This is a genomic window from Cupriavidus sp. 94F1, from assembly GCF_057798875.1.
Map to the genome: position 1 here is coordinate 167,796 of NZ_JBYOJT010000010.1, position 24,302 is coordinate 192,097.

The following is a 24,302-nucleotide window of genomic DNA, read 5'->3' on the forward strand; positions in this document are numbered from 1 at the left end:
CCGATCACTGTATATTCATACAGTCCCGCGATCCTTACCCCCTTTTGCGTCTTGTCCGCCACATCTACCAACCCGCCCCGCTATACCGTCGCCGTGCGCACCTTGTGCGAGTTCACGGCGAAGGCGGGCGACCTCGATCTGCGCTTCACGCCCTCGCCCACCGGGCAGGAAGGCGTGGCCGGGCATGGCGTGGTGACAAGCCGGCGCGGGCCGGGCTATGAGGCCGAGATCGCCCTGGCGGGCGATTTCGAGGGCCTGCGGGTGCGCGGGCGTGCCGACGGCTACAACCCGGTGACCAACCGCGTGGAAGAAATCAAGACGGTGCGCGGCCAGAAGGTGGAGACTCCACAGAATCACCAGGCGCTGCACTGGGCCCAGGCCAAGATCTACGGCTGGTTGCTGTGCCAGTCGCGCGAACTGAAGCAGATCGACGTGGCGCTCGTGTATTTCGACATCGTGAGCCAGCAGGAACGCGTGCTCAAGGAACGGTTCGAGGCCCAGGCGCTGCGCGAATTCTTCGAGGACAGCTGCCGCCGCTTCATGCACTGGGCCGAACGCGAGGCCGCGCATCGCACGGGCCGCGACGCGGGGCTGGCCGCGCTGGCCTTCCCGCACGGCACGTTCCGCGAAGGGCAGCGAATGCTGGCGGAATCGGTCTACAAGGCCAACGCGTCGGCGCGCACGCTGCTGGCGCAGGCGCCGACGGGCATCGGCAAGTCGATCGGGACGGTGTTCCCGGCGCTCAAGGCCATGCCGACGCAGCGCATCGACAAGGTGTTCTTCCTGTCGGCCCGATCCACGGGGCGCGCCGTGGCGCTGCATGCCACACGGCAGCTCAGGCAGAACGCCGACGAGACGCCGCTGCGCGTGCTGGAGCTGACCGCCCGCGACAAGGCCTGCGAACACCCCGACCTGGCCTGCCACGGCGAATCGTGCCCGCTGGCGCAGGGCTTCTATGACCGCCTGCCCGCTGCCCGCGACGCCGCCAGTCGCGCACCGCTGCTGGACCGCGCCACCACGCGCGACATCGCCCGCGCGCACCAGGTCTGCCCCTATTACCTGGCCCAGGAGATGATCCGCTGGAGCGATCTGGTGGTTGGCGACTACAACTACTACTTCGACCGCAGCGCGCTGCTATACATGCTGACCGCGATGAACGAATGGCGCGTCAGCGTGCTGGTGGACGAAGCGCACAACCTCGTGGACCGGGGCCGTGCGATGTACACGTCCACGCTCGACCATGCGGCGTTCCGGGGCGTACGGCTGGCCGCGCCGGCGGCGCTGAAGCGGCCGATGGACCGCGTCTACCGGCAATGGCATGCGCTGGCCAAGTCCGGCGATGCCCCGTACGAAACGCGCGACGAGGAGCCCGCCGCGTTCGTCGAGGCGCTGGTGCAGCTTTGCACGGCCATCATCGACGACATGAGCGACCATCCGCAGCGGCACGACGCCGCGCTGGAACGCTTCTATTTCGACGCCATGCATTTCCTGCGTCTGGCCGAGCAGATGACCGAATACGGCGGCAAGCATTCGCTGTTCGACATCACGCGCACGCCGCGCAAGCGGACTGGCTTCGACGCCGACCTGTGCATCCGCAACCTGCTGCCCGCTCCCTACCTGGCCCCGCGCTTCGCGGGCGCGCATTCGACCACCCTGTTCTCGGCCACGCTGCAGCCCGCCGACTACTACCGCAACCTGCTGGGGCTGCCCGCCAGCGCGGTAGGCGTGGAAGTGCCGTCGCCGTTCCGGGCCGAGCAGCTCGATGTACACGTCGCGCGCCATATTTCCACGCGCTTCGCACAGCGCCGGCGCTCGCTGCCCGCCATCGTGCAACTGATGGCCGACCAGTTTGCGCGGCGCCCGGGCAACTATCTGGCGTTTTTCAGCAGCCACGACTATCTGCAGCAGGCGGCGGCGCTGCTGGCCGAGCAGCACCCCGGCATTCCTGCCTGGTCGCAGGCGCGTGGCATGACCGAGGCAGGCCAGGCAGCGTTTCTGGACGCCTTCGCGCCCGGCGGCCAGGGCATCGGCTTCGCCGTGCTGGGCGGGGTGTTTTCCGAAGGCGTGGACCTGCCCGGTGACCGCCTGATCGGTGCCTTCGTGGCCACGCTGGGCCTTCCGCAGATCAATCCGGTCAACGAGCAGCTGCGCGAGCGCATGGAAACCGTGTTCGGACAAGGCTACGACTACGCCTACCTGTATCCGGGCCTGCGCAAGGTGGTGCAGGCCGCCGGCCGCGTGATCCGCACCCAGCAGGACCGTGGCGTGGTCTGGCTGATCGACGACCGCTATGCGCGCGCCGAAGTGCAGGCGCTTTTGCCGGCATGGTGGGAAATTCTTACCGGGCCGCCGGCGCACGCGCGCCCGCTGTCGCTGGCAGAATGACGGCTACGCCGCTGGCGCGGAAATCGCGTGTCGGGGGCATCAGACCATCACCAGATCCATGTATCGACGGAGCCCCAACCGATGAGCATGACCCACACTTTTGCCACGACGGAGCCGTCGCGCGACGAGATCGATGCGCTGCGCGGCGCCACCATCCTGGAGTTCGGCACCCCCTGGTGCGGCTTCTGCCAGCGCGCGCAACCGCTGATCGAATCGGCCTTCGGCCAGCACCCGGCCATCGACCACATCAAGGTGGAGGACGGCAGCGGACGCCCGCTTGGCCGCTCGTTCCGCGTGAAGCTCTGGCCCACGCTGGTATTCCTGCGCGACGGCAAGGAGGTGGCGCGCCTGGTGCGCCCGGACGACGCCCGGGACATCACCGAGGCCATGCGCAAGATCGACCAGTGATTTCCCGAAGCTCCCGTCCCCGGGTTCGCTTTGTCTCACTGAACGGGACCGACAACAAACAGCCCGCACTACGGCGGGCTGTTTCTACTCGGCCAACCGCAAAATCAATCCGACTTGAATCCCTTGAATGTCTTGGTGTCCGCTACCGCATAGTAGAGTTGTATGGCCTTTTCCTTGGCTGGTGCCAATTGGCCGATGTACCCGGCCATGACGAAAGCTGCGGAACCCTGTCCGGCGGCTTCCACCACGCACGCGTAGCGGCTTTTTCCCTGTGTCACGACGCCATACTGTGCGCGCAAGGGGTTGTCTAATGGCGCAGGCTGCCATTGCGTCAGTGGAATGGCCCGTCTGACATACCCACGGCGGCGGCCCACAAACACATAATCGTTATCCCCGTCGTTGCTGATGGCATATCCGACGCGAATACCGGGCAATCGCTCTGGCCACGTCAGGCGGTAGCCAGGAACGTCTTCAATAACCTGATGCCCGCTCGTGCCCATCGCGACAGAAGTTCCAGCAGTGGTTGAATACCCGAGAAGACAACTTTCGATGACAGCTTGCGGCGGCTGCGCCTGGGCAATGGAATGACAACCGACAAGAAACAGTACAGCCGGGGCGATTCGCATTACCTGTACTCCTTTCCTCTGGAAACTTTCAACCATTCATTTCCGAGTTTCCAAAAATCGAATCTCTCTCATCGTTCCACCTGAACCTTGTCGGGATCGATCATCCGCCCATATGGCCGTTCTTTTGTGCTGCGAGAGTGTGACATTCTGACCTCCGAGAGATTTGGGAAAAGCCCCACATCTCTAGCACGAGGTGCCGCTCACAAAAAATCGCATATCTCCGGTTTTCACAGCCCAACGAAACAAGAAGCCCGCACATGGCGGGCTTTTCAGGCGTGCATCTGCGACCCTGTTCACAAATCCAGCGGCATCGCGCTGGTGCACTTGATTTCGTCCAGGCACACGCTTGATTTCACGCCGCTCACGCCGGGGATGCGCATCAGGGTGTCGAGCAGGAAGTCGGACAGCGACTTCAGGTCCTTGGCCACCACCTTCAGCACATAGTCGATGTCGCCGGTCACGGAGAAGCACTCCTGGATCTGGGCCAGTTCCGCCACCAGCCCCTTGAATTTGGACAAATCGCGAATATGACCGCGTTCCATCGTCACGTGGATGAACGCCGTCACGCCGAACCCGAGCGCGGTGCTGTCCAGCCGCGCCTCGTACCGCTTGATGATGCCGCCCTCTTCCAGGCGGCGGTGGCGGCGCAGCGTCTGGGCCGGGGACAAGTTGATCGCCTCGGACAGTTCGAGGTTGGTGGCGCGCCCGTGTTCCTGCAGTTCCGCCAGCAAGCGGCGATCAATGCGGTCGAGGTCGGTTTGCTGCATTCTGATTTCCTGAGATGGCGGTTTGACGAAATCTTATCTCATCTTTCAGGGTTTCCCTGCGTGCCTTACGAAATCCTATTTAGCGGGGCGGGTTCTACAATTTCCTCACGTCATGCAGCGCGCCAAGCGTCCCCCAAGCCACTCGCGCGGCTGCCTCACCGAAATATTATTTCTATCCCCGCTCTCGCCCCCGAGGTACTCCGATCATGGCCGACCTGTTTGAAAACCCGATGCAACTGATGGGCTTCGAGTTCGTTGAATTCGCCTCGCCCACCCCCAACGTGCTGGAACCGCTGTTCGAGAAAATGGGCTTTACGCTGGTGGCCCGTCACCGCTCGAAGGACGTGGTGCTGTATCGCCAGGGCGACATCAACTTCATCGTCAACAACGAGCCGCATAGCGAAGCCGCCTATTTCGCCGCCGAACATGGCCCCAGCGCCTGCGGCATGGCCTTCCGCGTGAAGGACTCGCACAAGGCGTACAACCGCGCGCTGATGCTGGGCGCCCAGCCGGTCGAAATCGCCACGGGCCCGATGGAACTGCGCCTGCCGGCCATCAAGGGCATTGGCGGCGCGCCGCTGTACCTGATCGACCGCTTCGAGGACGGCAAGTCGATCTATGACATCGACTTCGAATACATCGAGGGCGTGGACCGCCATCCGAAGGGCCACGGCCTCAAGCTGATCGACCACCTGACGCACAACGTCTACCGTGGACGCATGGCTTACTGGGCGAACTTCTACGAACGCCTGTTCAACTTCCGCGAAATCCGCTATTTCGACATCCAGGGCGAGTACACGGGCCTGACCTCGAAGGCGATGACCGCGCCGGACGGCAAGATCCGCATTCCGCTGAACGAGGAATCGTCCAAGGGGGCCGGCCAGATCGAGGAATTCCTGATGGCGTTCAACGGCGAAGGCATCCAGCACATCGCCTTTGCCGTGGACAACCTGCTCGACGTCATCGACAGCCTGCAACTGGCCGGCGTCGAGCTGATGACCGCCCCGAACGACTACTACTACGAAGCCCTGGACACCCGCCTGCCCGGCCACGGCCAGCCGGTGGACCAGCTCAAGGCCCGTGGCATCCTGCTGGATGGCACCACCGAAGGCGGCAAGCCCCGCCTGCTGCTGCAGATCTTCTCGAAGACCGTGCTGGGCCCGGTGTTCTTCGAGTACATCCAGCGTTCCGGCGACGACGGCTTCGGCGAAGGCAACTTCAAGGCGCTGTTCGAATCACTCGAGCGCGACCAGATCGAGCGCGGCACGCTGAAGGTGTGACGCATCCGGCCCGGCGCTGAACCGGGCTGACCCGTTTCTTCTGCGTTTCCAAGCGTGTGCCGGTAAACTCTCGGGTTTTCGCCGGCGCGCACCCCCGCGTCCGGCGTTACCCGCGCCGGCGTTTTTTCAAAGCGCCCAACCCCAAAGAGGCGCGCCGCCATTCCACAAGAATGGGTAGAGGATAGACACCCCAATGCATGCTCCCGATAGCCAAGGCACGCTCAAGCGTGGCCTGAAGAATCGCCATATCCAGCTGATTGCGCTAGGCGGCGCCATCGGCACCGGCCTGTTCCTGGGCATTGCCCAGACCATCAAGCTGGCCGGCCCATCCGTGCTGCTGGGCTACGCGCTGGCCGGCATCGTCGCGTTCTTCATCATGCGCCAGTTGGGCGAGATGGTCGTCGACGAACCGGTAGCCGGCTCGTTCAGCTACTTCGCCAACAAGTATTGCGGCCACTTTGCCGGCTTCATGTCCGGCTGGAACTACTGGGTGCTGTACATCCTGGTCAGCATGGCCGAACTGTCGGCGGTGGGCATCTACGTCCAGTACTGGTGGCCGGGCATCCCGACATGGGTATCGGCCCTGGGCTTCTTCGTCGTCATCAACGCCATCAACCTGGCCAGCGTGAAGTCGTTCGGCGAGATGGAATTCTGGTTCTCGATCATCAAGGTCGCGGCCATTGTCGGCATGATCGGCTTTGGCGGCTACATGCTGGGTACTGGCGGCGCCGGCCCCGAAGCCGGCGTAGCCAACCTGTGGCAGCACGGGGGCTTCTTCCCGAACGGGCTGGGCGGACTGGTGATGGCGATGGCCGTGATCATGTTCTCGTTCGGCGGTCTGGAGCTGGTGGGCATTACCGCCGCCGAGGCCGACAACCCGGGCAAGAGCATTCCCAAGGCCACCAACCAGGTGATCTACCGCATCCTGATCTTCTACGTTGGCGCGCTGGCCGTGCTGCTGTCGCTGTACCCGTGGCAGAAGGTGGTCACCGGCGGCAGCCCGTTCGTGCTGATCTTCCATGCGATGAACAGCGATATCGTGGCCACGGTGCTGAATGTGGTGGTGCTGACGGCGGCGCTGTCGGTCTACAACAGCGGCGTCTACTGCAACAGCCGCATGCTGCTGGGCCTGGCGCAACAGGGCAACGCCCCGCGTGCGCTGATGAAGGTGAACCGTCGTGGCATTCCGCTGGCCGCGCTGGGCGTATCGGCCCTGGCCACCGGCCTGTGCGTGCTGGTCAACTACTTCATGCCGGGCGAAGCCTTCGAGCTGCTGATGGGTCTGGTGGTGTCGGCCCTGATCATCAACTGGGCCATGATCAGCATCATTCACCTGATGTTCCGCCGCGCCAAGCGCGCCGAAGGCAAGACCACGGCGTTCCAGAGCCTGGGCTATCCGCTGACCAACTACGTGACGCTGGTCTTCCTGGCCGGCATCCTGGTGGTGATGTTCCTGACCCCGGGCCTGCGCATTTCGGTCTACCTGATTCCGGTCTGGCTGGTCATTCTTGGCGTAAGCTATCGCCTCCGGCAGAAGAGCGCCGGTTCGGCCATGCCCGCCGCGAGCGCCCAGATCCAGTAACCTGCCTGAGCGGCCCGTGCGCACACCGGGCCGCCCCCCCCTGAACCCGCAAGCCAGACGCATCCCATGTTCGAACACATCGAAGCCTTTCCCGGTGACCCGATCCTCTCGCTCAACGAGGACTTCCAGCAGGACCCGCGTACCAACAAGGTCAACCTGAGCATCGGCATCTACTTTGACGACGAAGGCCGCCTGCCCGTCATGCAGGCCGTGGCCGAAGCCGAAGCCGCGCTGCTGTCGGACATGGGCCCGCGCCCCTACCTGCCGATGGCCGGCATCGCTGCCTACCGCCAGGCCGTGCAGGCGCTGGTGTTCGGTGAGGATTGCGCCGCCCGCGCCGAAGGCCGTATCGCCACGCTGCAGACGCTGGGCGGCTCGGGCGCGCTGCGCGTGGGCGCCGACTTCCTGAAACGCTATTTCCCGACGGCGGAAATGTGGATCAGCGACCCAAGCTGGGAAAACCACCGCGTGGTGTTCGAGCGCGCCGGCTTCAAGGTCAACACCTACCCGTACTACGACGCCGAAACCGGCGGCCTCAAGTTCGACGCCATGCTGGCGGCCATCGACGCCATTCCGCAGGGCGGCATCGTGCTGCTGCACGCCTGCTGCCACAACCCGACCGGCGTGGACCTGAACGAAGACCAGTGGCGCCAGGTGATCGGCGTGCTGAAGGCCCGCAAGCTGCTGCCGTTTGTCGACATGGCCTACCAGGGCTTTGGCTCGGGCCTGGATGACGACGCCTTTGCCGTGCGCGAACTGGCCCGCCAGAACGTGCCCGCGCTGGTGGCCAATTCGTTCTCGAAGAATTTCTCGCTGTACGGCGAACGCTGCGGCGGTCTCTCCGTGATCTGCCAGAGCGCCGACGAAGCCGGCCGCGTGCTGGGCCAGCTGACCGGCGCCGTGCGCGCCAACTACAGCAACCCGCCCACCCACGGCGCCCGCGTGGTGGCCCGTGTGCTGACCACGCCGGCCCTGCGCCAGAGCTGGGAAACGGAACTGGCCGCCATGTGCCAGCGCATCACGCGCATGCGCCAGGCCATCCACGACCAGCTGCGCGAGCATGTCAGCGGCGAGAAGCTGTCGCGCTACATCAAGCAGCGCGGCATGTTCACCTACACCGGCCTGTCGGCCGACCAGGTGGACCGCCTGAAGAACGAGCACGGCGTCTACGTGCTGCGCTCGGGCCGCATGTGCGTGGCCGGCCTGAACGAACGCAACGTCGGCGTGGTGGCGAACGCCATCGGCCAGGTGCTGAAGGGCTGATAGCTGGGCCGCCCCCTTCGACGCGCCCTCGCGTTTTAAGCAAAACAGCCACCCTCGGGTGGCTGTTTGCTTTGCCCGGACGATATCGTCCGAACCGGGCCTGTCGCTCAGACCTGCGCCTGACCGCCATCGGCGGCAATTTCGGCGCCGTTGATGAAGCTCGAATCGTCGGACGCCAGGAACGTCACCACGCGGGCGATTTCCTCCGGGGCGCCCAGCCGGCCCATTGGCACCAGCGAGGCCAGGTAGCCCAGCAGCCCGTCCTGGCCCGCCTTGGTGTCGCCGCCCAGCTCGGCCAGGCCCACCGTGTGCGTGGACCCGGGGCTCACCACGTTCACGCGGATGCCGCGATCCTTGAGGTCCAGCACCCAGCTGCGGGCCAGGCCGCGCACCGCCGCCTTCGAGGCGCTGTAGATGCTGAACGCCGGTGTGCCCGTCGATCCGGCAATCGAGCCGGTCAGGATGATGGAACCGCCCTTGCCCATCAGCGGCAGGGCCTTCTGCACCGTGAACACCACGGCACGGACATTGCGATTGAACGTATCGTCGAAATGCTGCGCCGTGATCTCGCCCAGCGGCGCCATGGTGCCGCCGCCGGCATTGGCGAACAGCACGTCCAGCCGCCCATCGCCCTCGCGGATCGTCTTGACCAGCGCATCGAGATCGGCCTCGCGGGTCACGTCGCCCTGCACACCTACCGCGCCATGGCCGATGGCTGCCACGGCCTTGTCCAGCTCCGCGGCGCGGCGGCCCGTTACATACACCTTCGCGCCTTCGCGGGCCAGGTCCTGCGCGGCGGCCAGTCCGATGCCGCTCGTGCCGCCAGTTACCAGGGCGATCTTGCCTTCCAGTCGCTTGCTCATGATGTGTTCCTTTCGTGTTGAAGAGTGGATGAGCGCAACTGTAAGCGTTAATGAATTACGAATAAACAGCGATCAAATTAAATCATTATTCATCACCATGAATAATCAGGCATACTGCGTGCGGCGCCATCGCCCTGCCCGTTTTTGCCTTCTCCTGAGCCATGGATCAACTGCAAGCCCTGCGCGTATTCGTCCGCATCGCCGAGTCCGGCGGTTTCAGCAAGGCCGCCGACACGCTCAACATTCCGCGTCCCACCGTCACCAAGCTGATCCAGGACCTGGAATCACACCTGCGCATCAAGCTGTTCCAGCGGTCCACCCGCAAGGTGGTGGTGACCGACGAGGGCCAGGCGTACTACCGCCGCGCGGTCAAGCTGCTGGCCGATGTGGATGAGATGGATACGCTGTTTGCCGATGCCCGCGGCGCACCGCGCGGGCGCCTGCGCGTGGACATCGGATCATCGCTGGCCAACCTGATCCTGCTGCCCAACCTGCCGTCCTTCCGCGCGAAGTATCCCGAGATCCAGCTCGAAGTCGGCGTGGGCGACCGCCATGTGGACCTGATCGGCGACGCCGTCGATTGCGTGATCCGGGGCGGCGACCTGACCGATACGTCCCTGATCGCCCGGCATGTCGCCAGCCTGGACTGGGGCACCTACGCCGCCGCGCCGTACGTTGCCGCGCGCGGCAAGCCGACGCACCCGGCCGTGCTGCAGACCGACCACGACGTGGTGGGCTACTTTTCGTCGCTCACGGGCCGCGTGATGCCGCTGCGGTTCGAGCGCGACGGCGAGCGCATCGACGTGGACGTGCGCAGCCGGCACGGCGTGTTTGTCAACGAGAGCACGGCCCACCTGACGGCCCTGGTCAGCGGCCTGGGCGTGGCGCAGACCTTCGGCTTCATGGCGCGGCCGCACGTGGAAACCGGCGCGCTGGTCCCACTGCTGCCTGAATGGAGCCGGCCGCTGCATCCGTTGCATATCGTGTTCCACCCGTCGAGGAACCAGAGCGCAAGGCTGCGGGCGTTTGTGGACTGGGTGGTGGCACTGTTCGCGCCGTTCGACTGCACGGGCAGGCGCTAGGCCTGCGCCACGTGCCGGCCCCGCGTTGGCCGGCGTTACACTGCCGGCCATGCCCGACGACCGCCATCCCACTTCCCCACCGCCTTCGCCGCAAGCCCTGACCGCCTGTTTCCGGAGCGGCGACGCCATGCGCAGCCGGCGCGTGAGCGAGGTGATCCTGTCGGATACGGTGGACATTCCCGCCCCGCCGGCGCGGCTGCTGGCGGACTGGACGCGCGAGATTGCGTCGCAGATGACGCTGGAGCCCGGCGATGTCGAGGTCATGCCGCTGGCCCGTGCGCGGATGCGCTGGCCCGACTACGGGCGCTGCGTGCAGGCCGTGGCCGACTGGACGGCGTCGCTGGGCCTGCCGGGCCTGCTGGCCCAAAGCGATATCGCGTTGATGGTCTGCCGGGGCGCCCGGTATCACCATGACGGCGACCAGTACGGCGGCGCAGCCTTCTGCAATCTGTTCCTCAGTGACGACAAGGGACAGGACGTACATTTTCCATCGCTGGACCTGCGCATCCCCCTGCGTCGCGGCACGGTGCTGCTGTTCGATACCTGCCAGCCCCACGGCGTCGTGCCGCGCGGCGCGGACCGCTTCGATCCCGCCGATTTCCCGGCCAACCAGGACGGACACGACAACACGCAGCTGTTCCTGACCTGGGAACTGCCCATCGAAGAGGCCCGGGTGGCCCGCGCGCTACGCGTGACGTTCGACCATGACTGGGCTCCCGCCGCACAGGTCGAGGAAGAGCAGGTGCGGCGCGATGGCCGACGAGTCTGGGTATGCCCGGTCACCGGCCAATGGCTGCTGGCCGACCCGCAGACCTGACGGCCTCGCCGGAAAGCGGGATAGGGGCCAGAGCCTCTTCCGGCCCCGCTGGCCTCAGATATGCGTGAACACCGCCTCTTTCGGCAGGCGGGACTTCGGCAGGCCGGCATTGAAGTCCTTTTCGCTGCGACGGCCCAGCGACACCAGCACGACGCTGGTCAGGCCGCGCTCACGCAGGTTCAGCGCCGTGTCCAGCGCGCCCGCGTCAAAGCCCTCCATCGGTGTGGCGTCGATGCCAAGCATCGCGGCGCCCAGCAGCAGGCCGCCCAGCGCCAGGTAGACCTGCTTTTCCATCCATTGCGGCACGTCGCGCAGCGCGTAGCGGTGCAGGTCCACATACGAGCGGCGGCTCTTGTCCTGGCCTTCGCGGGCGCCTTCCACCTTGAACCGGCCGTCGCGTTCCTCCTGGTCCAGCACGGCGCGCAGGTGGGCTTCGTCCAGGTCGGCGCGCATGCACAGCGCAATCACATGCGAGGCATCGACGATCTTCGGATGGTTGTACGAAAACGTGCCGGTGGCCGCCCTGGCGATGGTCTCGCGGCCCTCGGGCGTCGATGCCACCACGAAATGCCACGGCTGCGAGTTGACCGACGACGGGCTGTTGTGCAGCCACGCCAGCAGCATGTCCACCTGTTCCTGCGGCAAGGTCTGGCCGCCTTCGTAGGCCTTGACGGTATGGCGGGACAGGACGGCGTCGGTGAAATTCATGAGGAGCTCCGGATCGTGGATAAGTAAATCGACTATGCGTCGCATTATCGCAGCCGCGATGCTATCGAAAAACCGGGGAAATCTGTCAGCACTTTCACTTCGGGAGTGAAAATGACCAGGCGTTCCATGGAGCCCGCCGCGGCAGGCGCGGGTGCCCGGAGGGCGATCACCCTCTCAGCGGTCAGGAAACACCAGCCGGAACGTGGTCAGGCCGTCGGGCATGGATTCCACCTGCACCGCGCCGTGGTGCAGTTCCATGATGGTCTTCACGATGGCCAGCCCGATGCCCGACGATTCCCCGGAATTGGCGCGGGCGGGGTCGCCACGGAAGAACCTGTCGAACAAACGTGGCAGGTGCTCGGGCGCGATGCCGGGCCCGTGGTTGGCCACTTCGATCACCACCGTGCCGGCTTCATCCCGGCTCCGGAGCGCAATCACCGCCGATTCGGGCGAGTGATGCACGGCGTTCGACAGCAGGTTGCCCAGCGCGCGCCGGAATAGCGTGGCATCGGCGTAGAGCGTGCCCCGCGCGTCCACCTGGATGGCGATGCCGCGCGCATCGGCCAGCAGCTCGAAATAGTCGGCCTGACGGGCCAGTTCGGACGGCAGGTCGAGCTCCACCCGGTGCATGGCCACCTGCGCATTGTCGGCGCGCGCCAGGAACAGCATGTTCTCGATCATGCGTGACAGCCGCTCGTATTCCTCGACGTTGGATGCCAGCAGCGCCTGGTATTCCTCCACAGACCGCTCGCTCGACAGCGCCACCTGGGTCTGGCCCAGCAGGTTGCCGATCGGGGTGCGGAAATCATGGGCCAGGTCGGCCGAGAACTGCGACAGGCGCTCGTAGCGCTCGCGCAGGCGGTCGATCATTCGTTGCAGCGCGCTGGCCAATTCGTCCAGCTCCGCCGGCAGCCGCGACGGATCGACTGGCAGCACGCCGCTGGCAAACGTCACCGACGCCGTGCCGGCCGCAATGCGCCGCAGCGGCGCCATGCCTGCGTGCAAGGCCGCGTAGCCCAGCAAGCCCGCGCCCAGCGCCCCCAGGCACACGGCGACGCAGAGCTTGAGCCGATAGTCGCGCAGCAGCAGCACGCGCGACGCCGCTACCTGGTAGATCTCCGCCCGCACCGTCCGCGCGCCCGCGCCGGTGCCCACGCGCGCCTGCATCGCCAGACCGCGCGCCGGTATCGCGCCCGGCGTCTCCCATGACTGAATGGCCGCTGCCGATGGCGGCGTGTCGGCGCCAATGGCGTCCACCGCCGGCATGTTGCCCGGCTGCGCGCCCGCCTGCGTCAGCAGCGCGCCATCCGGCGCCAGCAGCCGCAGGCCGAATTCGTCGTTGCCCGCGACAATGCCGCGAATCTCCTGCCACCGACCGGCCTGGGCGTCGGCGGCCGGCAATTCGGCCAGCTCGGCGCGCGCACGAACGGCCTTGCGCAGCAGCTCCGAGTCGTCGCGCTCGATGATCTGCGTGGCCAGCGCCCGGTACAGGTACAGGCCCACGCCCGCGAAGGCGCAGCCGGCGATCAGCGCGAATGCCACCGCCAGCCGCGCGGTCAGCGAGCGGGGCAGCAGGCGGGTATGCCGGCGCGCCGTCACGACGCGCGCAGTTCCAGCACGTAGCCGATGCCGCGCACACTGTGGATCAGCTTGGGCGCGAAATGGTCGTCCATCTTGGCGCGCAGGCGCCGGATGGCCACATCGACCACGTTGGTGTCGCTGTCGAAATTCATGTCCCAGACATGCGATGCGATCTGCGTGCGGCTCAGCACCTCGCCGCTGCGGCGTGCCAGGAAATGGAGTAGCGCAAATTCGCGCGGCGTCAGGTCGATGCGCTGGCCGGCGCGCATCACGCGATGCCGGATCAGGTCGATTTCCAGGTCGGCCACCTCGATGCGGTCGGCCTCGCGCACCGGCCCGCGCCGCAGCAGCGTGCGCACGCGCGCCAGCAGTTCCACGAACGCGAACGGCTTGGCCAGGTAGTCGTCGCCGCCCAGCTCCAGGCCGCGCACACGGTCTTCCACCTCGTCGCGCGCCGTCAGGAACAGCACGGGCGTGTCCTTGCTTTCGCGCAGCCGGCGCAGCACGTCCCAGCCGTTCATGCCGGGCAGCATCACGTCAAGGATGATCAGGTCGTAGTCGTCTTCCATCGCGTGGTGCAGGCCATCGGCGCCAGTGCGCGCCAGATCCACCACAAAGGACGACTCGGCCAGCCCCTTGCGCAGGTATTCGCCCGTTTTCGGTTCGTCTTCGACTACCAGGATCTTCATCGGTCCAGTCCTCAACCATCGGCGGCGCCAATCCGCCGCATTGCCAGCTGGATGGTAGCGAGCGGCGCCGCCGGTTTGGATGACAAGACTGTAATCGTTTTGACCGGAATTCACAGGGCGGGCGGTTTCTAGAATCGGCTCCATTCCTTACGATTGCCGCGCCATCGGGGCGCCGGGAGAGAAAGCATGTGGATTGTCAGGCTCGCCCTGCGCAGGCCCTATACCTTCATCGTGCTCGCCATCCTGCTGTTGCTGGGCGGCGTGGTGGCCATCCAGCGCATGCCGACCGACATCTTCCCGTCGATCGACATCCCGGTGGTCAGCGTGGTGTGGAGCTACAACGGCCTGTCGGCGCAGGACATGGCCCAGCGCATCGTCACCGGCTACGAGCGGTCACTGACCACCGATGTCGACAACATCGAGCACATCGAGTCGCAGTCGCTGCCGGGCGTGGCCGTCATCAAGGTCTTCTTCCACCCCGGCGCCGACATCAACCGTGCGATTTCGCAAGCCACGGCGGGCGCGCAATCGATCCTCAAGCAGATGCCGCCCGGCGCCACGCCGCCGCTGGTGCTGAGCTATAACGCCTCGACGGTGCCGATCCTGCGCCTGGCGCTGGGCAGCGACACGCTGCCCGAGCAGGAACTGTACGACCTGGGCAACAGCTTTATCCGCACGCAACTGGCCACGGTGCAGGGGGCGTCTGTGCCGCTGCCCTATGGCGGCAAGGTGCGCCAGGTGATGGTGGATCTGAACGTGGCGGCGCTGCAGGCGCGCGGGCTGGCGCCGCTGGACGTGGTCAACGCCATCAACGCCCAGAACCTCGTGCTGCCCGGCGGCACGGCCAAGATCGGCGCGCTCGAATACCGCGTGGACCTCAATGGCAGCACCCAGACCGTGGCCGCGCTGAACGACCTGCCGGTACGCAGCGGCCCCGACGGCACGGTCTATGTGCGCGATGTGGCGCAGGTGCACGATGGCTACGCGCCCCAGACCAACGTGGTGCGCCACGACGGCAAGCGCGCCGCGCTGCTCGAAATCGAGAAGACCGGCAGTGCGTCCACGCTGACCGTGGTGGCGCAGATCCGCACCCTGCTGCCGCACATCCTGTCCGGCCTGCCGAAGTCGCTGCAGGTGCAGCCGCTGTCCGACCAGTCCGTGTTCGTCACCTCGGCCATCGACGGCGTGCTGCACGAGGCGCTGGTGGCCGCCTGCCTGACGGCCATGATGATCCTGCTGTTCCTGGGAAGCTGGCGCGCCACGCTGATTATCGCCATCACCATCCCGCTGTCGGTGCTGGCCGCCCTGATCGGGCTGGCGGCACTGGGACAGACGCTGAACATCATGACGCTGGGCGGCCTGGCGCTGGCCGTGGGCGTGCTGGTGGACGACGCCACCGTGGCCATCGAAAACATTGCCCACCACCGCGAAACGGGCAAGCCGCTGGAGCAGGCTATTCTCGACGGGTCGGGCGAGATCGCGCTGCCCACGCTGGTGTCCACGATGTGCATCTGCATCGTGTTCCTGCCGATGTTCCTGCTCAGCGGCGTGGCGCGCTACCTGTTCGTGCCGCTGGCCGAGGCGGTGGTGTTTGCGATGATGGCTTCGTACTTCCTGTCCCGCACCCTGATTCCCACGCTGGCGCATTACCTGCTGCGCGGCGAGTCGGATGCGCGGACAGCCAAACGCCCCGCCAGGGGGTGGCTGGCGGGCCTGACCCGCTGGTTCGGCACGGCCCACCGCCGCTTCGAGGCCGGCTTCGAGCGGGTGCGCGGCGCCTACGGGCGCATGCTGTCCGCCGCGCTGGCCAGGCCGCGCCGGACCATGACGCTCTTCGCGCTGGCCTGTGTGGGGTCGATGACGCTGGTGCCGTTCCTGGGCCAGGACTTCTTCCCGGCCGTCGATAGCGGCGAGATCCGCCTGCATATGCGCGTTCGCACCGGTACGCGTATCGAGGAGACCGCCCGCATCACCGATCAGGTCGAAGCCGACATCCGCCGCGTGGTGGGGCCGCAGCACGTGGCGGGCATCGTCGACAATATCGGCCTGCCGGTCAGCGGCATCAACCTGACCTACGATTCGTCGCTGCCGATCGGCACCGGCGACGCCGAGATCCTGGTGTCCCTCAAGCCGGACGCGGGCCGTTCCGGCGTGCTGGTGGACCAGCTCGACGCCGTGCTGCAGAAGGATTTCCCGGGCGTCAGCTTCTCGTTCCTGCCGGCCGACATGGTCAGCCAGATCCTGAACTTCGGCCTGCCCGCCCCCATCGACATCCAGATCGTCGGCAAGGATCTGGCCGGCAACCGCAAGGTGGCAGACCAGTTGCTGCGCAAGCTGGCCGGCGTGCCGGGCCTGACCGATCTGCACCTGCAGCAGCCGGCCGACCAGCCCGCGCTGACCGTCGACGTGGATCGCACGCGCGCGCTGCAGGCCGGGCTGTCGCAGCGCGAAGTGGCGCAGAACATGCTGATTGCGCTGTCCGGCAGCGGCCAGACCGCGCCCAACTTCTGGCTCAACCCGAAGAACGGCGTCAGCTATCCGCTGGCCGTCTCCGTGCCCCAGTACGCGATGGACTCGCTGCAGCGGCTGTCGAACATTCCGCTGGGGCTGGGCGCCGACACCGCGCAACAGGGCGGCGCCGGGCAACTCGGCCAGTTCGGCACCATCGCCCGCGGAAGCCAGCAAGGCGTGGTGTCGCACTACAACGTGCAGCCCGTGCTGGACCTGTTCGGCGCGGTGCGCGGCCGCGACCTCGGCGCCGTGGCCGGCGACGTGCAGCGCATCGTCGATCAGGTGCGCCCGCAACTGCCGGCCGGGTCCGACATCGTCGTGCGCGGCCAGGTGCAGACCATGCGTGCATCGTTCACAGGGCTGGTCACGGGCCTGGCCGCCGCCATCGTGCTTGTGTATCTGCTGATGGTGGTGAATTTCCAGTCGTGGCTCGATCCGCTGGCCATCGTCGGCGCCCTGCCCGTGGCGCTCTCGGGCATGGCGTGGATGCTGTTTGCCGCCGACACCACCATCAGCGTGCCGGCGCTCACCGGCGCCATCATCTGCGTGGGCATTGCCACCGCCAACAGCATCCTGGTCATCAGCCATGCGCGCGACAGCCTGTCGGCAGGCGCGAACCCCATCGACGCCGCCTGGGACGCCGGCTTCAGCCGCTTCCGGCCGGTGGCGATGACCGCGCTGGCGATGCTGTTCGGCATGGTGCCGATGGCGCTGGGCTCGGGCGGCGCCGGCGCGCAGAACGCCCCGCTGGGCCGCACCGTGATCGGTGGCCTGGCCTTCGGCACCGTGGCCACGCTGGTGCTGGTGCCGGTCTTTTTCTCCGTGCTGCATGGCTGGATGGCCCGCCGCGCACGATCCGATCACAACACGCCCCTTCAGGAGCGCCTGGCATGACCCGAACCGACCTCGATCCCAAGGCGGCCGCGCCGCGCCGCAACCCCAGGCTGGCCATGCTGGCCCTGGCGGGCGCCGCCGTGGCGCTGGCCCTGACGGCCGGCATCGTGCCGCGCTGGCAAGGCCACGCCGTCTTGCAGCAGCGCGCGCAGGCCGCGCAGACGCCCATCGTCAGCGTGGTGCAGCCGCGCGCCGCAGCGGCCGCGCACGACATCACCCTGCCGGCCGACGTCCGCGCCTACGAGGACGCCGCCATCCATGCGCGCGTCAACGGCTATCTGCGCCACTGGTACGCCGATATCGGCACCCCGGTCAAGGCGGGCCAGTTGCTGGCCGAGATCGACGCGCCCGAAGTGGCCGACCAGTTGCGGCAGGCACGCGCCGACGAAGCGACCGCCGCCGCCAACTACCAGTTGGCGAGCACCACGGCCAAACGCTGGCAGGACCTGCAGGCGACGAACTCCGTCGCCCAGCAGGAAACCGACCAGAAGGTGGCCGACATGAACGCCAAGGCGGCGCTGCTGGCGGCGGCGCGCTCGAATACCTCGCGGCTGGCGCAGCTTGCCAGCTACACGCAGATCCGCGCGCCGTTCGACGGCGTGATTACAGCACGCAACGTCGATACCGGGGCGCTGATCGATGCCGGCAGCGCGCCCGGCCAGGGGCGCGAACTGTTCCATATCTCGGCCGGCACTCGGCTGCGCGTCTACGCGCAGGTGCCGCAGGACGTCAGCGCGGGAATGGGGCCGGGCACGCAGGCCTGGCTGACGCTGCCGCAAGCGCCGGACAAACGCTACCCCGCCACGGTGGCGCGCACGGCCGGCGCCATCGATCCCGTCACGCGCAGCCTGCGCGTGGAACTCGATGTCGATAGCCAGGACGGCCGCATCCTCCCGGGCGCCTACGCACAGGTGCATCTGGAAGTGGGCAGCGCACACGCGGGGCTCGATCTGCCCGCCAATACGTTGATGTTTCCGGCCGGCGGCCCGACCGTTGCCGTGGTCGGCCCGGACAACACACTGACGATCCGCCACGTGGCGCTGGGGCGCGACTTCGGCACCCATGTGGAAGTGCTGGACGGACTGCAAGCCAGCGACCGCGTCGTGGTCAACCCCGGCGACGGCATCGTGGCCGGCATGACGGTACGCGTGGCCGCGCCGGCAAAGCGAGATCCGGCATGACGCTCACCATGAAACCGCTCATCAAGCGCACCTTCCATTGCACCTTCCACCGCACCGTCATCGTGCTGGCCTGCGCATGGCTGGCCGGCTGCGCCAGCGTGCCCTATCACGTCCCGGCGATGCCGATGCCGGCCGCCTACCACGAAGCCCAGGACGGCGGCGCCCAGGGCGCGCAGCCGGACGACGCCATCGCGCCGGACTGGTGGCGCGCGTACGACGACGCCACGCTCGACGCCCTGCTGGCCCGCATCGACGTATCGAACCAGAGCCTGCTGAAATCGATGGCCCTGCTGCGCGATGCCCGTGCCCAGGTGGATGCCGCCCGCGCCGATTACTTTCCGACCGTCGGCGCCACGGCCAGCGTCACAAGTACGCACCTGTCGGCCAACGTACTCGGGCACTCGCGGGCTGGAAAAACAACGCCCGATCACCTGCTGGGCCTCGGCGCCAGTTGGGAACCCGACCTGTTTGGACGCATCGGCAACAACGTCGATGCCGCAAAAGCCCGCCTGCAGGCCAGTGCCGACGACGTGGCCGCGGTCCGCCTGAGCCTGCAGGCCGAAGCCGCGATCGATTACTTCGGCATCCGCTCGCTCGACCGCGAAGCCGCGTTGCTTCAACAGACCGTGGACGCCTACGCGTCGGTGCTGCAACTGGTGACCAACCGCTACAAGGGCGGCATCGCCGCCGAAGGCGATGTCGCGCAGGCGCAGGCTCAGGTGGAAAGCACACAAGCGCAACTGGCCGACCTGCAACTGTCCCGCACCCAGTTGCTGCATGCGCTGGCCACGCTGGTGGGCGAACCCGCCAGCACGTTTGCGCTGCCGGCACTGCCCGCCGACGCCGCGAACATCGCCGGCACCGCAAGCGCCGATATCGCCCTGCCCGTCACCCCGGCCGCCGTGCCCGCCACCCTGCTGCAGCGCCGCCCCGACATCGCGGCCGCCGAGCGCCGCGTCGCCGCCGCCAACGCGCAGATCGGCGTGGCCCGCGCGGCCTTCTTCCCGACGCTGATGCTGAACCTGAACGGCGGACTGGAAAGCTCGGGACTGGCCGGCTGGCTGACCGCGCCAAGCCGCTTCTGGGCCGTAGGCCCCGCGCTAGCCGCAACGATATTCGACGGCGGCAAGCGCCAGGCGGGCGTGGACAGCGCCCGCGCCCAGTTCGACGCCAGCGCCGCCGACTACCGCGAAACGGTGCTCAAGGCCGTACAGGACGTGGAAGACAACTACGCCGCACTACGGTTGCTGGACCACGAAGCCGCCAGCCAGCAAGCCGCCGTCACCGCATCCCGCCGCGCCCTGCAACAGGCCACCGACCGCTACCGCAAGGGCGCCGCCGCCTACCTCGACGTCAACGTCGTGCAAGCCGCCGCCCTAATCGACGCTCGCGCGCTGGAAGCCGTGCACCGGAGGCAGTTGGCGGCCAGCGTGTCGTTGTTCCGGGCGTTGGGTGGGGGGTGGCAAGGGACGGGCACTGGACTCCAGTAGAACTGGTTGTTTCTCGCCCGATTACTTCGGAGAAGCATCATCATCCATGCAAATCGCTTAAGCAGCCACGCCGAAACTACCGAAAATCACGCTAATAATTACGCTGTTCATATATGCGCCGCCGACCAACGTAGCCTTGTGCCTTCTAGTGGTTTTCCATGAGCTTTACCACTCAGTCCAGATCTTCGAGATATTCCGCCTGAGCGAAGTGGCGTCCTTGTATTCGAAAACGACTGACTCTCCATTTTTCCATTCGCCATCCCAGCCCTCTGGAAATTTACTCATCAGCGTACAATCTCTCACAAAGGCTTCGGCGTCGGTCAATTCAATACGACGATAAATGAATACACGATAGTAATCGCCCGAGAAATCAGCGGCGCGCGAACTGACCGACCACTTCACCAACACCACTATTCCTTTGCCGTTCCAGATCATGGCGTCCACCACTTGAGGAGAACCGCCATTAATTCCATATCTATCGATAAGCAACCGTTGATCGTCACATTGCCAAACGGGAAAAAGAAAAAAAGGAGGCACGTCGCCCGAACCCTTCTTCTGATCGAGATACTCTCGCTCAAAGACGACCGAGCACCCTGGGTGCAAGGCACTTCCGTCGATAGGCGCATGGCTAGCTGCATCGCCGATTGCAGGCTTGGATATAATTAAAATTACAGCAACACCTACCCATTTAAGATACCGCAGCGGTCGGCTCACCGTCCATTCCCCTTCGCCGTTGATGCAACCGAGTTATCAAAAACAGTAATCACTTAAGATCTCCGGGGTGTCACTTCGCGATTTCCCATAAAAGTTTCTCGACCACTTCCTGCCGAAGCATGGCCGCGTCGAGCTTCGAAAATCATTCACCCGATCAGTCACATCCTTGATATTGGGAGATGCTTTGGAAAATTTCGTCGCCCGTATCGGCCAGCGTATTGACGACAAGCATCATTCTGTTTTTTTTCCACAGCCAACCACAAGGCCCTAACTCCACGCCCGAACACGCGATCATCTCTGGGCGGCCCTTGCAGCGCAAATCATACGATTCACATGGAAGCGCATGGGATGCTTTATATGGCGTCCAGCCGGCCGAGATTAGTTGTTGCCGCACTTTCGAGTATTTTTCGCCAACCCTCATCTCTGGATAATCGCGAATTTTTTCGACCGTACAGGTAGCTCCCGCATTAACATGCAAGAAGCATAAAGAAACAAGAAAAATTGATCGCATCAAAACCCTCCATTCATGCCAGCATGTTGACAACATTGCTGCTTTCACAGCAGATCAAAATCTCATCAAGATCACCGCTCCAACCACATTTTCATTATTTCAATGAACGAATTTCGTGATAAACCCCGATGCTATTAAAACGATTGTCCTCGGCTTCATGAATCCGCGCGTCACATTCGATGCAGGCGGGACCTGCACACCCATAGAACTGTCCAATGCCGACGAAGAGTTCATCACCAACATCTGCAAGCGTGTCAACGATGATATTTTTCTTCCATAGCCAGGCGCAGGGACCCATTCCAACACCAGAACATGCAAGCATTTCGGGACGATTCGCACCGCGTTTATCGTCGAGTTCACATGGAAGTGCATTAGGAGCGCGATACGGTAAACATCCCGCGGAAAGTAGTTTTAGGCGTACATGGGAATATCGTTCATCAATCGCGATGTGGGGCACGTCTCGAATCGGCTCGATGTCACATTTTGCGTAGATTTCCATTTGAACCACGATCGCCAATATCGGAATTAGCTTTCTTTTCATCGGAGATTTCTCCCGACTTGAATATGGCGAGATCTCGTCAAAGCGCCATAGCCAAATTTATTCCGATGGCGGGCACTCGTGATAAACGCCGACGCCTGTAAATCGCTCATCCTCTACTTCGTAAATCGTCCCTACCACGATAAATACCTTATTTTTCCGCCACAGCCACGCGCACGGCGCCAACTGAACTCCGGAACAGGCGAGCATTTCCGGTCGATCTTTGCATCGCTCGTCTTCGTCCGCACAGGGCAGCGCTTCAGGAGCTCGATATGGCGCCCACCCCGCCGAAAGTAACTTTTTTGCGGACTGATGAGTAATTTTCCTGCTGCATGAACTGAGGCAAAGTTGGTAAGGTACTATCGATGACGCAGTCGGCTCGCGCGGTGACACCGAAAAGTCCGATGGTTACGCAAATGATGAGCTTTCTTTTCATATGCGCACCTACTCTTTCCAATACTCTGATATCTCTTCTAATATCTCACGTAGCATTTTTGTGGACTCCGGATTGGCAAAGTTCGGCGGCTCATCGTAGTAGGATTGGTTTCCGTCAGAGACGGCCTTCCTCAATCGTACTCGCCCCTTTGGCGTCGCAATAGAAGCCCACTCCTGTGACGCCCCATATTGCGCCTCATCGGCGGATCCAACCCCGCGCTTTATAAAGTTCGCCAGCTTTCCTTTACCCGCCTTCTCAATGAGAAACTCCCTGAAAAAGTACTCCTGCGTCTCAGCATCGAATATTTCATCTCCAGTCAACTTCAATGCAGCTTTTCCTTGCGTCAGGGTTGTTTCTATCACCTGATATTTTCCTGCCGCAAATATTCTATTTGTATCTGTTGGATGTAATTTAGCCGCCTCGAGTATGGCGTTGATCGATTTCTTGGTTATTGTGCCTTCGGGCGGATTTACGAACGAGTGAACCACTTTGTGGTTGATAGTGCCGGTGTTGTAAGACTCATAATTTCCCTCCCCGTGCGCGATAACATCCCCGATTCTCCGGATGAAATCATGCACACGCATATCCACGAAGAAATTCCCCACCGCCCCCACCGGATGCATATGAAACACCGCCGGACCAGGTAAATCAGGCAGTCTCGCCTTGACCTCTTCCCACCACACCAGTTTCTCGATACGCCGTTGCTCGGCTGCGTACTGGGCATTTGCACCCGTTTCCTTTTCGAGTTCCGCAGTCAGCGATTTCCATTTGGACGGGTTGGCCCATTCGCTTTCGTGCCGAATAATCAGGCGCGACGCGCGCAGCGACTGCCATCTGTCTTTCGCGGCCACGCATAGCTCGTCGATGGCACGGTCGCCGTTACTGCCGGGGCAAATTGCCTGATAGACGCTTTTCATTAGCGGACTAAGTTTGTCCAGCGCAGCGGTGGCCGGCATGTCCTTGTCGCAGGCATAGTCGACGTACGCTTCTGATTTGGCGCATAGCGTATGGGCGGAGTCATGCGCGCCCTCGATGGTCTGGAAGTCCACCCACCCCTGCGGATACTCGCGCGTGACGCGACCGCCCGCGAAATTCTGTTCTCGTACCCAGCCACTGATTTCGTTGCCAAGCATATTGGCGCTGTGCACTTTCCACCAGTTGAGCTTCAGGTTGTCCGCGCCTGGGCTTGTCTCTTTGAACTTGTGTTCCTTTCGCCGGCCCAGTTCCGCTAACGACAGCATTAGGACGACATCGGTGCGCGGAGCGTCCTTTCCCTCCTGATGGGCCGCCTTATAGAGCTTTGTTCGCCTGTCGATACGCAGCAGCGTGGCTTCGCCGGGTAACCCCAACGCCTTCCAGCGCGCGGGATACGGCGAGTGTTCCTGGATCCAGGCTCGGCTCGTCTGAAGAAAGGTCTTGATGTCTTCGCCGCAGAAGAACTCGATGTGAACCATGCGGGTGGGCGCCGAATGATTGAGCGAGTCGTACCGGCCAAGGTGGCCGAGCAACTGGCCCGCTTTGACCTTGATCGGTTTTGGAGGAACGACTATGCAGTCGAGCGCGGTGTCGGGTATGAATTCCTCGACCACCTGTCCACCATGCTCGCGCCCAAGGAATACCCAGCCGCCGACCGCAGCATCGGGCGCCACGAAGTCTCCAACGCTGGCCGGAATCGGCGGGCCGCTGCGTGCGATCTTTCCCCAGTTGCCAGTGCGCTCGCTGATACTGAACTGTGTGCCCTGCGGCAGGATGCCAAGCGCCGTGCCGCCGGCCCGTGCTGACCGCACGCGCAGCCCCTTCTGCTTGGCGGGCGCAGCGCGCAGGCCCGGCCTGGCGCGTGGCTGATCCCGGGCGAACGTCGTGACCTTGAACTCCGGTGACCAATGGGCCGGGCGGGGCAACGTCTTCCTGTCCTCGTAGCCAGCCAGGTCCTGCAGGTGCATGTACAGGCTGTAGAAGGTCAGCCAGGTCCCGCG

Annotated in this window: 19 protein-coding genes and 1 pseudogene; 10 read left to right on the plus strand and 10 right to left on the minus strand. The window is 64.6% G+C overall.

The window, feature by feature from the left end; translation table 11 throughout:
• The first annotated feature begins 51 nt into the window (after nucleotides 1-51).
• Together AC3FJ6_RS21935 and AC3FJ6_RS21940 are read left to right on the plus strand one after the other, a co-directional pair.
• Nucleotides 52-2,385 (plus strand): ATP-dependent DNA helicase, encoded by a 2,334-nt coding sequence (locus AC3FJ6_RS21935; protein ID WP_488773726.1) that lies wholly within the window; start codon nucleotides 52-54, stop codon nucleotides 2,383-2,385.
• A gap of 81 nt (nucleotides 2,386-2,466) precedes the next feature.
• On the plus strand, nucleotides 2,467-2,793 hold the full coding sequence (locus tag AC3FJ6_RS21940; RefSeq protein ID WP_488773727.1) for a thioredoxin family protein: 327 nt from the start codon (nucleotides 2,467-2,469) through the stop codon (nucleotides 2,791-2,793).
• A gap of 104 nt (nucleotides 2,794-2,897) precedes the next feature.
• On the opposite strand, the gene AC3FJ6_RS21945 is transcribed toward AC3FJ6_RS21940, so the two are convergent.
• Nucleotides 2,898-3,419 carry a hypothetical protein gene (locus tag AC3FJ6_RS21945; RefSeq protein ID WP_488773728.1) on the minus strand — a complete coding sequence of 174 codons (522 nt, stop codon included), beginning with the start codon at nucleotides 3,417-3,419 and terminating at the stop codon, nucleotides 2,898-2,900.
• 293 nt (nucleotides 3,420-3,712) lie between these two features.
• Entirely contained in the window at nucleotides 3,713-4,186 is a 474-nt protein-coding gene (locus AC3FJ6_RS21950) for an Lrp/AsnC family transcriptional regulator (RefSeq protein ID WP_153948748.1), read from the minus strand.
• Between the two features lie 206 nt (nucleotides 4,187-4,392).
• On the opposite strand from AC3FJ6_RS21950, the gene hppD reads away from it, so the two are divergent.
• From hppD to AC3FJ6_RS21965, 3 genes are all read left to right on the plus strand, one after another.
• Nucleotides 4,393-5,466, plus strand: a complete 1,074-nt coding sequence (gene hppD / locus AC3FJ6_RS21955; RefSeq protein WP_488773729.1) for a 4-hydroxyphenylpyruvate dioxygenase — start codon at nucleotides 4,393-4,395, stop codon at nucleotides 5,464-5,466.
• Nucleotides 5,467-5,659: 193 nt separating this feature from the next.
• Complete coding sequence (locus AC3FJ6_RS21960) at nucleotides 5,660-7,048, plus strand: amino acid permease (RefSeq protein WP_488773730.1); 1,389 nt, start codon at nucleotides 5,660-5,662, stop codon at nucleotides 7,046-7,048.
• Between the two features lie 66 nt (nucleotides 7,049-7,114).
• On the plus strand, nucleotides 7,115-8,311 hold the full coding sequence (locus tag AC3FJ6_RS21965) for an amino acid aminotransferase (RefSeq protein WP_488773731.1): 1,197 nt from the start codon (nucleotides 7,115-7,117) through the stop codon (nucleotides 8,309-8,311).
• A 107-nt stretch (nucleotides 8,312-8,418) separates the two neighbouring features.
• On the opposite strand, the gene AC3FJ6_RS21970 is transcribed toward AC3FJ6_RS21965, so the two are convergent.
• Nucleotides 8,419-9,174: an SDR family NAD(P)-dependent oxidoreductase gene (locus AC3FJ6_RS21970; RefSeq protein WP_153948741.1), complete on the minus strand. Its 756-nt coding sequence runs from the start codon at nucleotides 9,172-9,174 to the stop codon at nucleotides 8,419-8,421.
• Nucleotides 9,175-9,335: 161 nt separating this feature from the next.
• Between AC3FJ6_RS21970 and AC3FJ6_RS21975 the strand changes: the two genes are divergently transcribed.
• Complete coding sequence (locus AC3FJ6_RS21975; protein ID WP_488773732.1) at nucleotides 9,336-10,256, plus strand: LysR family transcriptional regulator; 921 nt, start codon at nucleotides 9,336-9,338, stop codon at nucleotides 10,254-10,256.
• A 49-nt stretch (nucleotides 10,257-10,305) separates the two neighbouring features.
• A complete protein-coding gene (locus AC3FJ6_RS21980) occupies nucleotides 10,306-11,073 on the plus strand; it encodes a hypothetical protein (RefSeq protein WP_488773733.1) in 768 nt (255 codons plus the stop codon).
• Between the two features lie 54 nt (nucleotides 11,074-11,127).
• On the opposite strand, the gene nfsB is transcribed toward AC3FJ6_RS21980, so the two are convergent.
• The 3 genes from nfsB to AC3FJ6_RS21995 form a co-directional block, all read right to left on the minus strand.
• Nucleotides 11,128-11,781 (minus strand): oxygen-insensitive NAD(P)H nitroreductase, encoded by a 654-nt coding sequence (gene nfsB, locus AC3FJ6_RS21985; protein WP_488773734.1) that lies wholly within the window; start codon nucleotides 11,779-11,781, stop codon nucleotides 11,128-11,130.
• Between the two features lie 174 nt (nucleotides 11,782-11,955).
• Nucleotides 11,956-13,380 carry a heavy metal sensor histidine kinase gene (locus AC3FJ6_RS21990; protein WP_488773735.1) on the minus strand — a complete coding sequence of 475 codons (1,425 nt, stop codon included), beginning with the start codon at nucleotides 13,378-13,380 and terminating at the stop codon, nucleotides 11,956-11,958.
• Nucleotides 13,377-14,051 (minus strand): heavy metal response regulator transcription factor, encoded by a 675-nt coding sequence (locus AC3FJ6_RS21995; protein WP_488773736.1) that lies wholly within the window; start codon nucleotides 14,049-14,051, stop codon nucleotides 13,377-13,379. The genes AC3FJ6_RS21990 and AC3FJ6_RS21995 overlap by 4 nt, the downstream gene beginning before the upstream one ends.
• 186 nt (nucleotides 14,052-14,237) lie before the next feature.
• On the opposite strand from AC3FJ6_RS21995, the gene AC3FJ6_RS22000 reads away from it, so the two are divergent.
• The 3 genes from AC3FJ6_RS22000 to AC3FJ6_RS22010 are packed head-to-tail and all read left to right on the plus strand — an operon-like array spanning nucleotide 14,238 to nucleotide 20,127.
• Nucleotides 14,238-17,456 (plus strand): efflux RND transporter permease subunit, encoded by a 3,219-nt coding sequence (locus tag AC3FJ6_RS22000; protein ID WP_488773737.1) that lies wholly within the window; start codon nucleotides 14,238-14,240, stop codon nucleotides 17,454-17,456.
• Nucleotides 17,453-18,637, plus strand: a complete 1,185-nt coding sequence (locus AC3FJ6_RS22005) for an efflux RND transporter periplasmic adaptor subunit (RefSeq protein ID WP_488773738.1) — start codon at nucleotides 17,453-17,455, stop codon at nucleotides 18,635-18,637. Before AC3FJ6_RS22000 ends, AC3FJ6_RS22005 begins: the two co-directional genes overlap by 4 nt.
• An 8-nt stretch (nucleotides 18,638-18,645) precedes the next feature.
• Nucleotides 18,646-20,127 carry an efflux transporter outer membrane subunit gene (locus AC3FJ6_RS22010; protein ID WP_488773739.1) on the plus strand — a complete coding sequence of 494 codons (1,482 nt, stop codon included), beginning with the start codon at nucleotides 18,646-18,648 and terminating at the stop codon, nucleotides 20,125-20,127.
• Between the two features lie 165 nt (nucleotides 20,128-20,292).
• Here AC3FJ6_RS22010 and AC3FJ6_RS22015 read toward each other — a convergent pair whose 3' ends face one another.
• The 4 genes and pseudogenes from AC3FJ6_RS22015 to AC3FJ6_RS22030 all read right to left on the minus strand — a co-directional run.
• Nucleotides 20,293-20,841, minus strand: coding sequence for a hypothetical protein (locus AC3FJ6_RS22015; protein WP_488773740.1), 549 nt, complete (start codon nucleotides 20,839-20,841; stop codon nucleotides 20,293-20,295).
• A 154-nt stretch (nucleotides 20,842-20,995) separates the two neighbouring features.
• On the minus strand, nucleotides 20,996-21,352 hold the full coding sequence (locus AC3FJ6_RS22020) for a hypothetical protein (protein WP_488773741.1): 357 nt from the start codon (nucleotides 21,350-21,352) through the stop codon (nucleotides 20,996-20,998).
• Between the two features lie 94 nt (nucleotides 21,353-21,446).
• A complete protein-coding gene (locus AC3FJ6_RS22025; RefSeq protein WP_488773742.1) occupies nucleotides 21,447-21,893 on the minus strand; it encodes a hypothetical protein in 447 nt (148 codons plus the stop codon).
• Between the two features lie 441 nt (nucleotides 21,894-22,334).
• Nucleotides 22,335-24,302, minus strand: a pseudogene (locus tag AC3FJ6_RS22030) (hypothetical protein); the annotation flags it as partial.

Excerpts from the sequence above, each read along its gene's own strand:
- AC3FJ6_RS21940 (WP_488773727.1), top strand. The coding sequence starts at position 2,467 with ATGAGCATGACCCACACTTTTGCCACGACGGAGCCGTCGCGCGACGAG.
- AC3FJ6_RS21945 (WP_488773728.1), bottom strand. The coding sequence starts at position 3,419 with ATGCGAATCGCCCCGGCTGTACTGTTTCTTGTCGGTTGTCATTCCATT.
- AC3FJ6_RS21950 (WP_153948748.1), bottom strand. The coding sequence starts at position 4,186 with ATGCAGCAAACCGACCTCGACCGCATTGATCGCCGCTTGCTGGCGGAA.
- hppD (WP_488773729.1), top strand. The coding sequence starts at position 4,393 with ATGGCCGACCTGTTTGAAAACCCGATGCAACTGATGGGCTTCGAGTTC.
- AC3FJ6_RS21960 (WP_488773730.1), top strand. The coding sequence starts at position 5,660 with ATGCATGCTCCCGATAGCCAAGGCACGCTCAAGCGTGGCCTGAAGAAT.
- AC3FJ6_RS21965 (WP_488773731.1), top strand. The coding sequence starts at position 7,115 with ATGTTCGAACACATCGAAGCCTTTCCCGGTGACCCGATCCTCTCGCTC.
- AC3FJ6_RS21970 (WP_153948741.1), bottom strand. The coding sequence starts at position 9,174 with ATGAGCAAGCGACTGGAAGGCAAGATCGCCCTGGTAACTGGCGGCACG.
- AC3FJ6_RS21975 (WP_488773732.1), top strand. The coding sequence starts at position 9,336 with ATGGATCAACTGCAAGCCCTGCGCGTATTCGTCCGCATCGCCGAGTCC.
- AC3FJ6_RS21980 (WP_488773733.1), top strand. The coding sequence starts at position 10,306 with ATGCCCGACGACCGCCATCCCACTTCCCCACCGCCTTCGCCGCAAGCC.
- nfsB (WP_488773734.1), bottom strand. The coding sequence starts at position 11,781 with ATGAATTTCACCGACGCCGTCCTGTCCCGCCATACCGTCAAGGCCTAC.
- AC3FJ6_RS21995 (WP_488773736.1), bottom strand. The coding sequence starts at position 14,051 with ATGAAGATCCTGGTAGTCGAAGACGAACCGAAAACGGGCGAATACCTG.
- AC3FJ6_RS22000 (WP_488773737.1), top strand. The coding sequence starts at position 14,238 with ATGTGGATTGTCAGGCTCGCCCTGCGCAGGCCCTATACCTTCATCGTG.
- AC3FJ6_RS22005 (WP_488773738.1), top strand. The coding sequence starts at position 17,453 with ATGACCCGAACCGACCTCGATCCCAAGGCGGCCGCGCCGCGCCGCAAC.
- AC3FJ6_RS22010 (WP_488773739.1), top strand. The coding sequence starts at position 18,646 with ATGAAACCGCTCATCAAGCGCACCTTCCATTGCACCTTCCACCGCACC.
- AC3FJ6_RS22020 (WP_488773741.1), bottom strand. The coding sequence starts at position 21,352 with ATGCGATCAATTTTTCTTGTTTCTTTATGCTTCTTGCATGTTAATGCG.
- AC3FJ6_RS22025 (WP_488773742.1), bottom strand. The coding sequence starts at position 21,893 with ATGAAAAGAAAGCTAATTCCGATATTGGCGATCGTGGTTCAAATGGAA.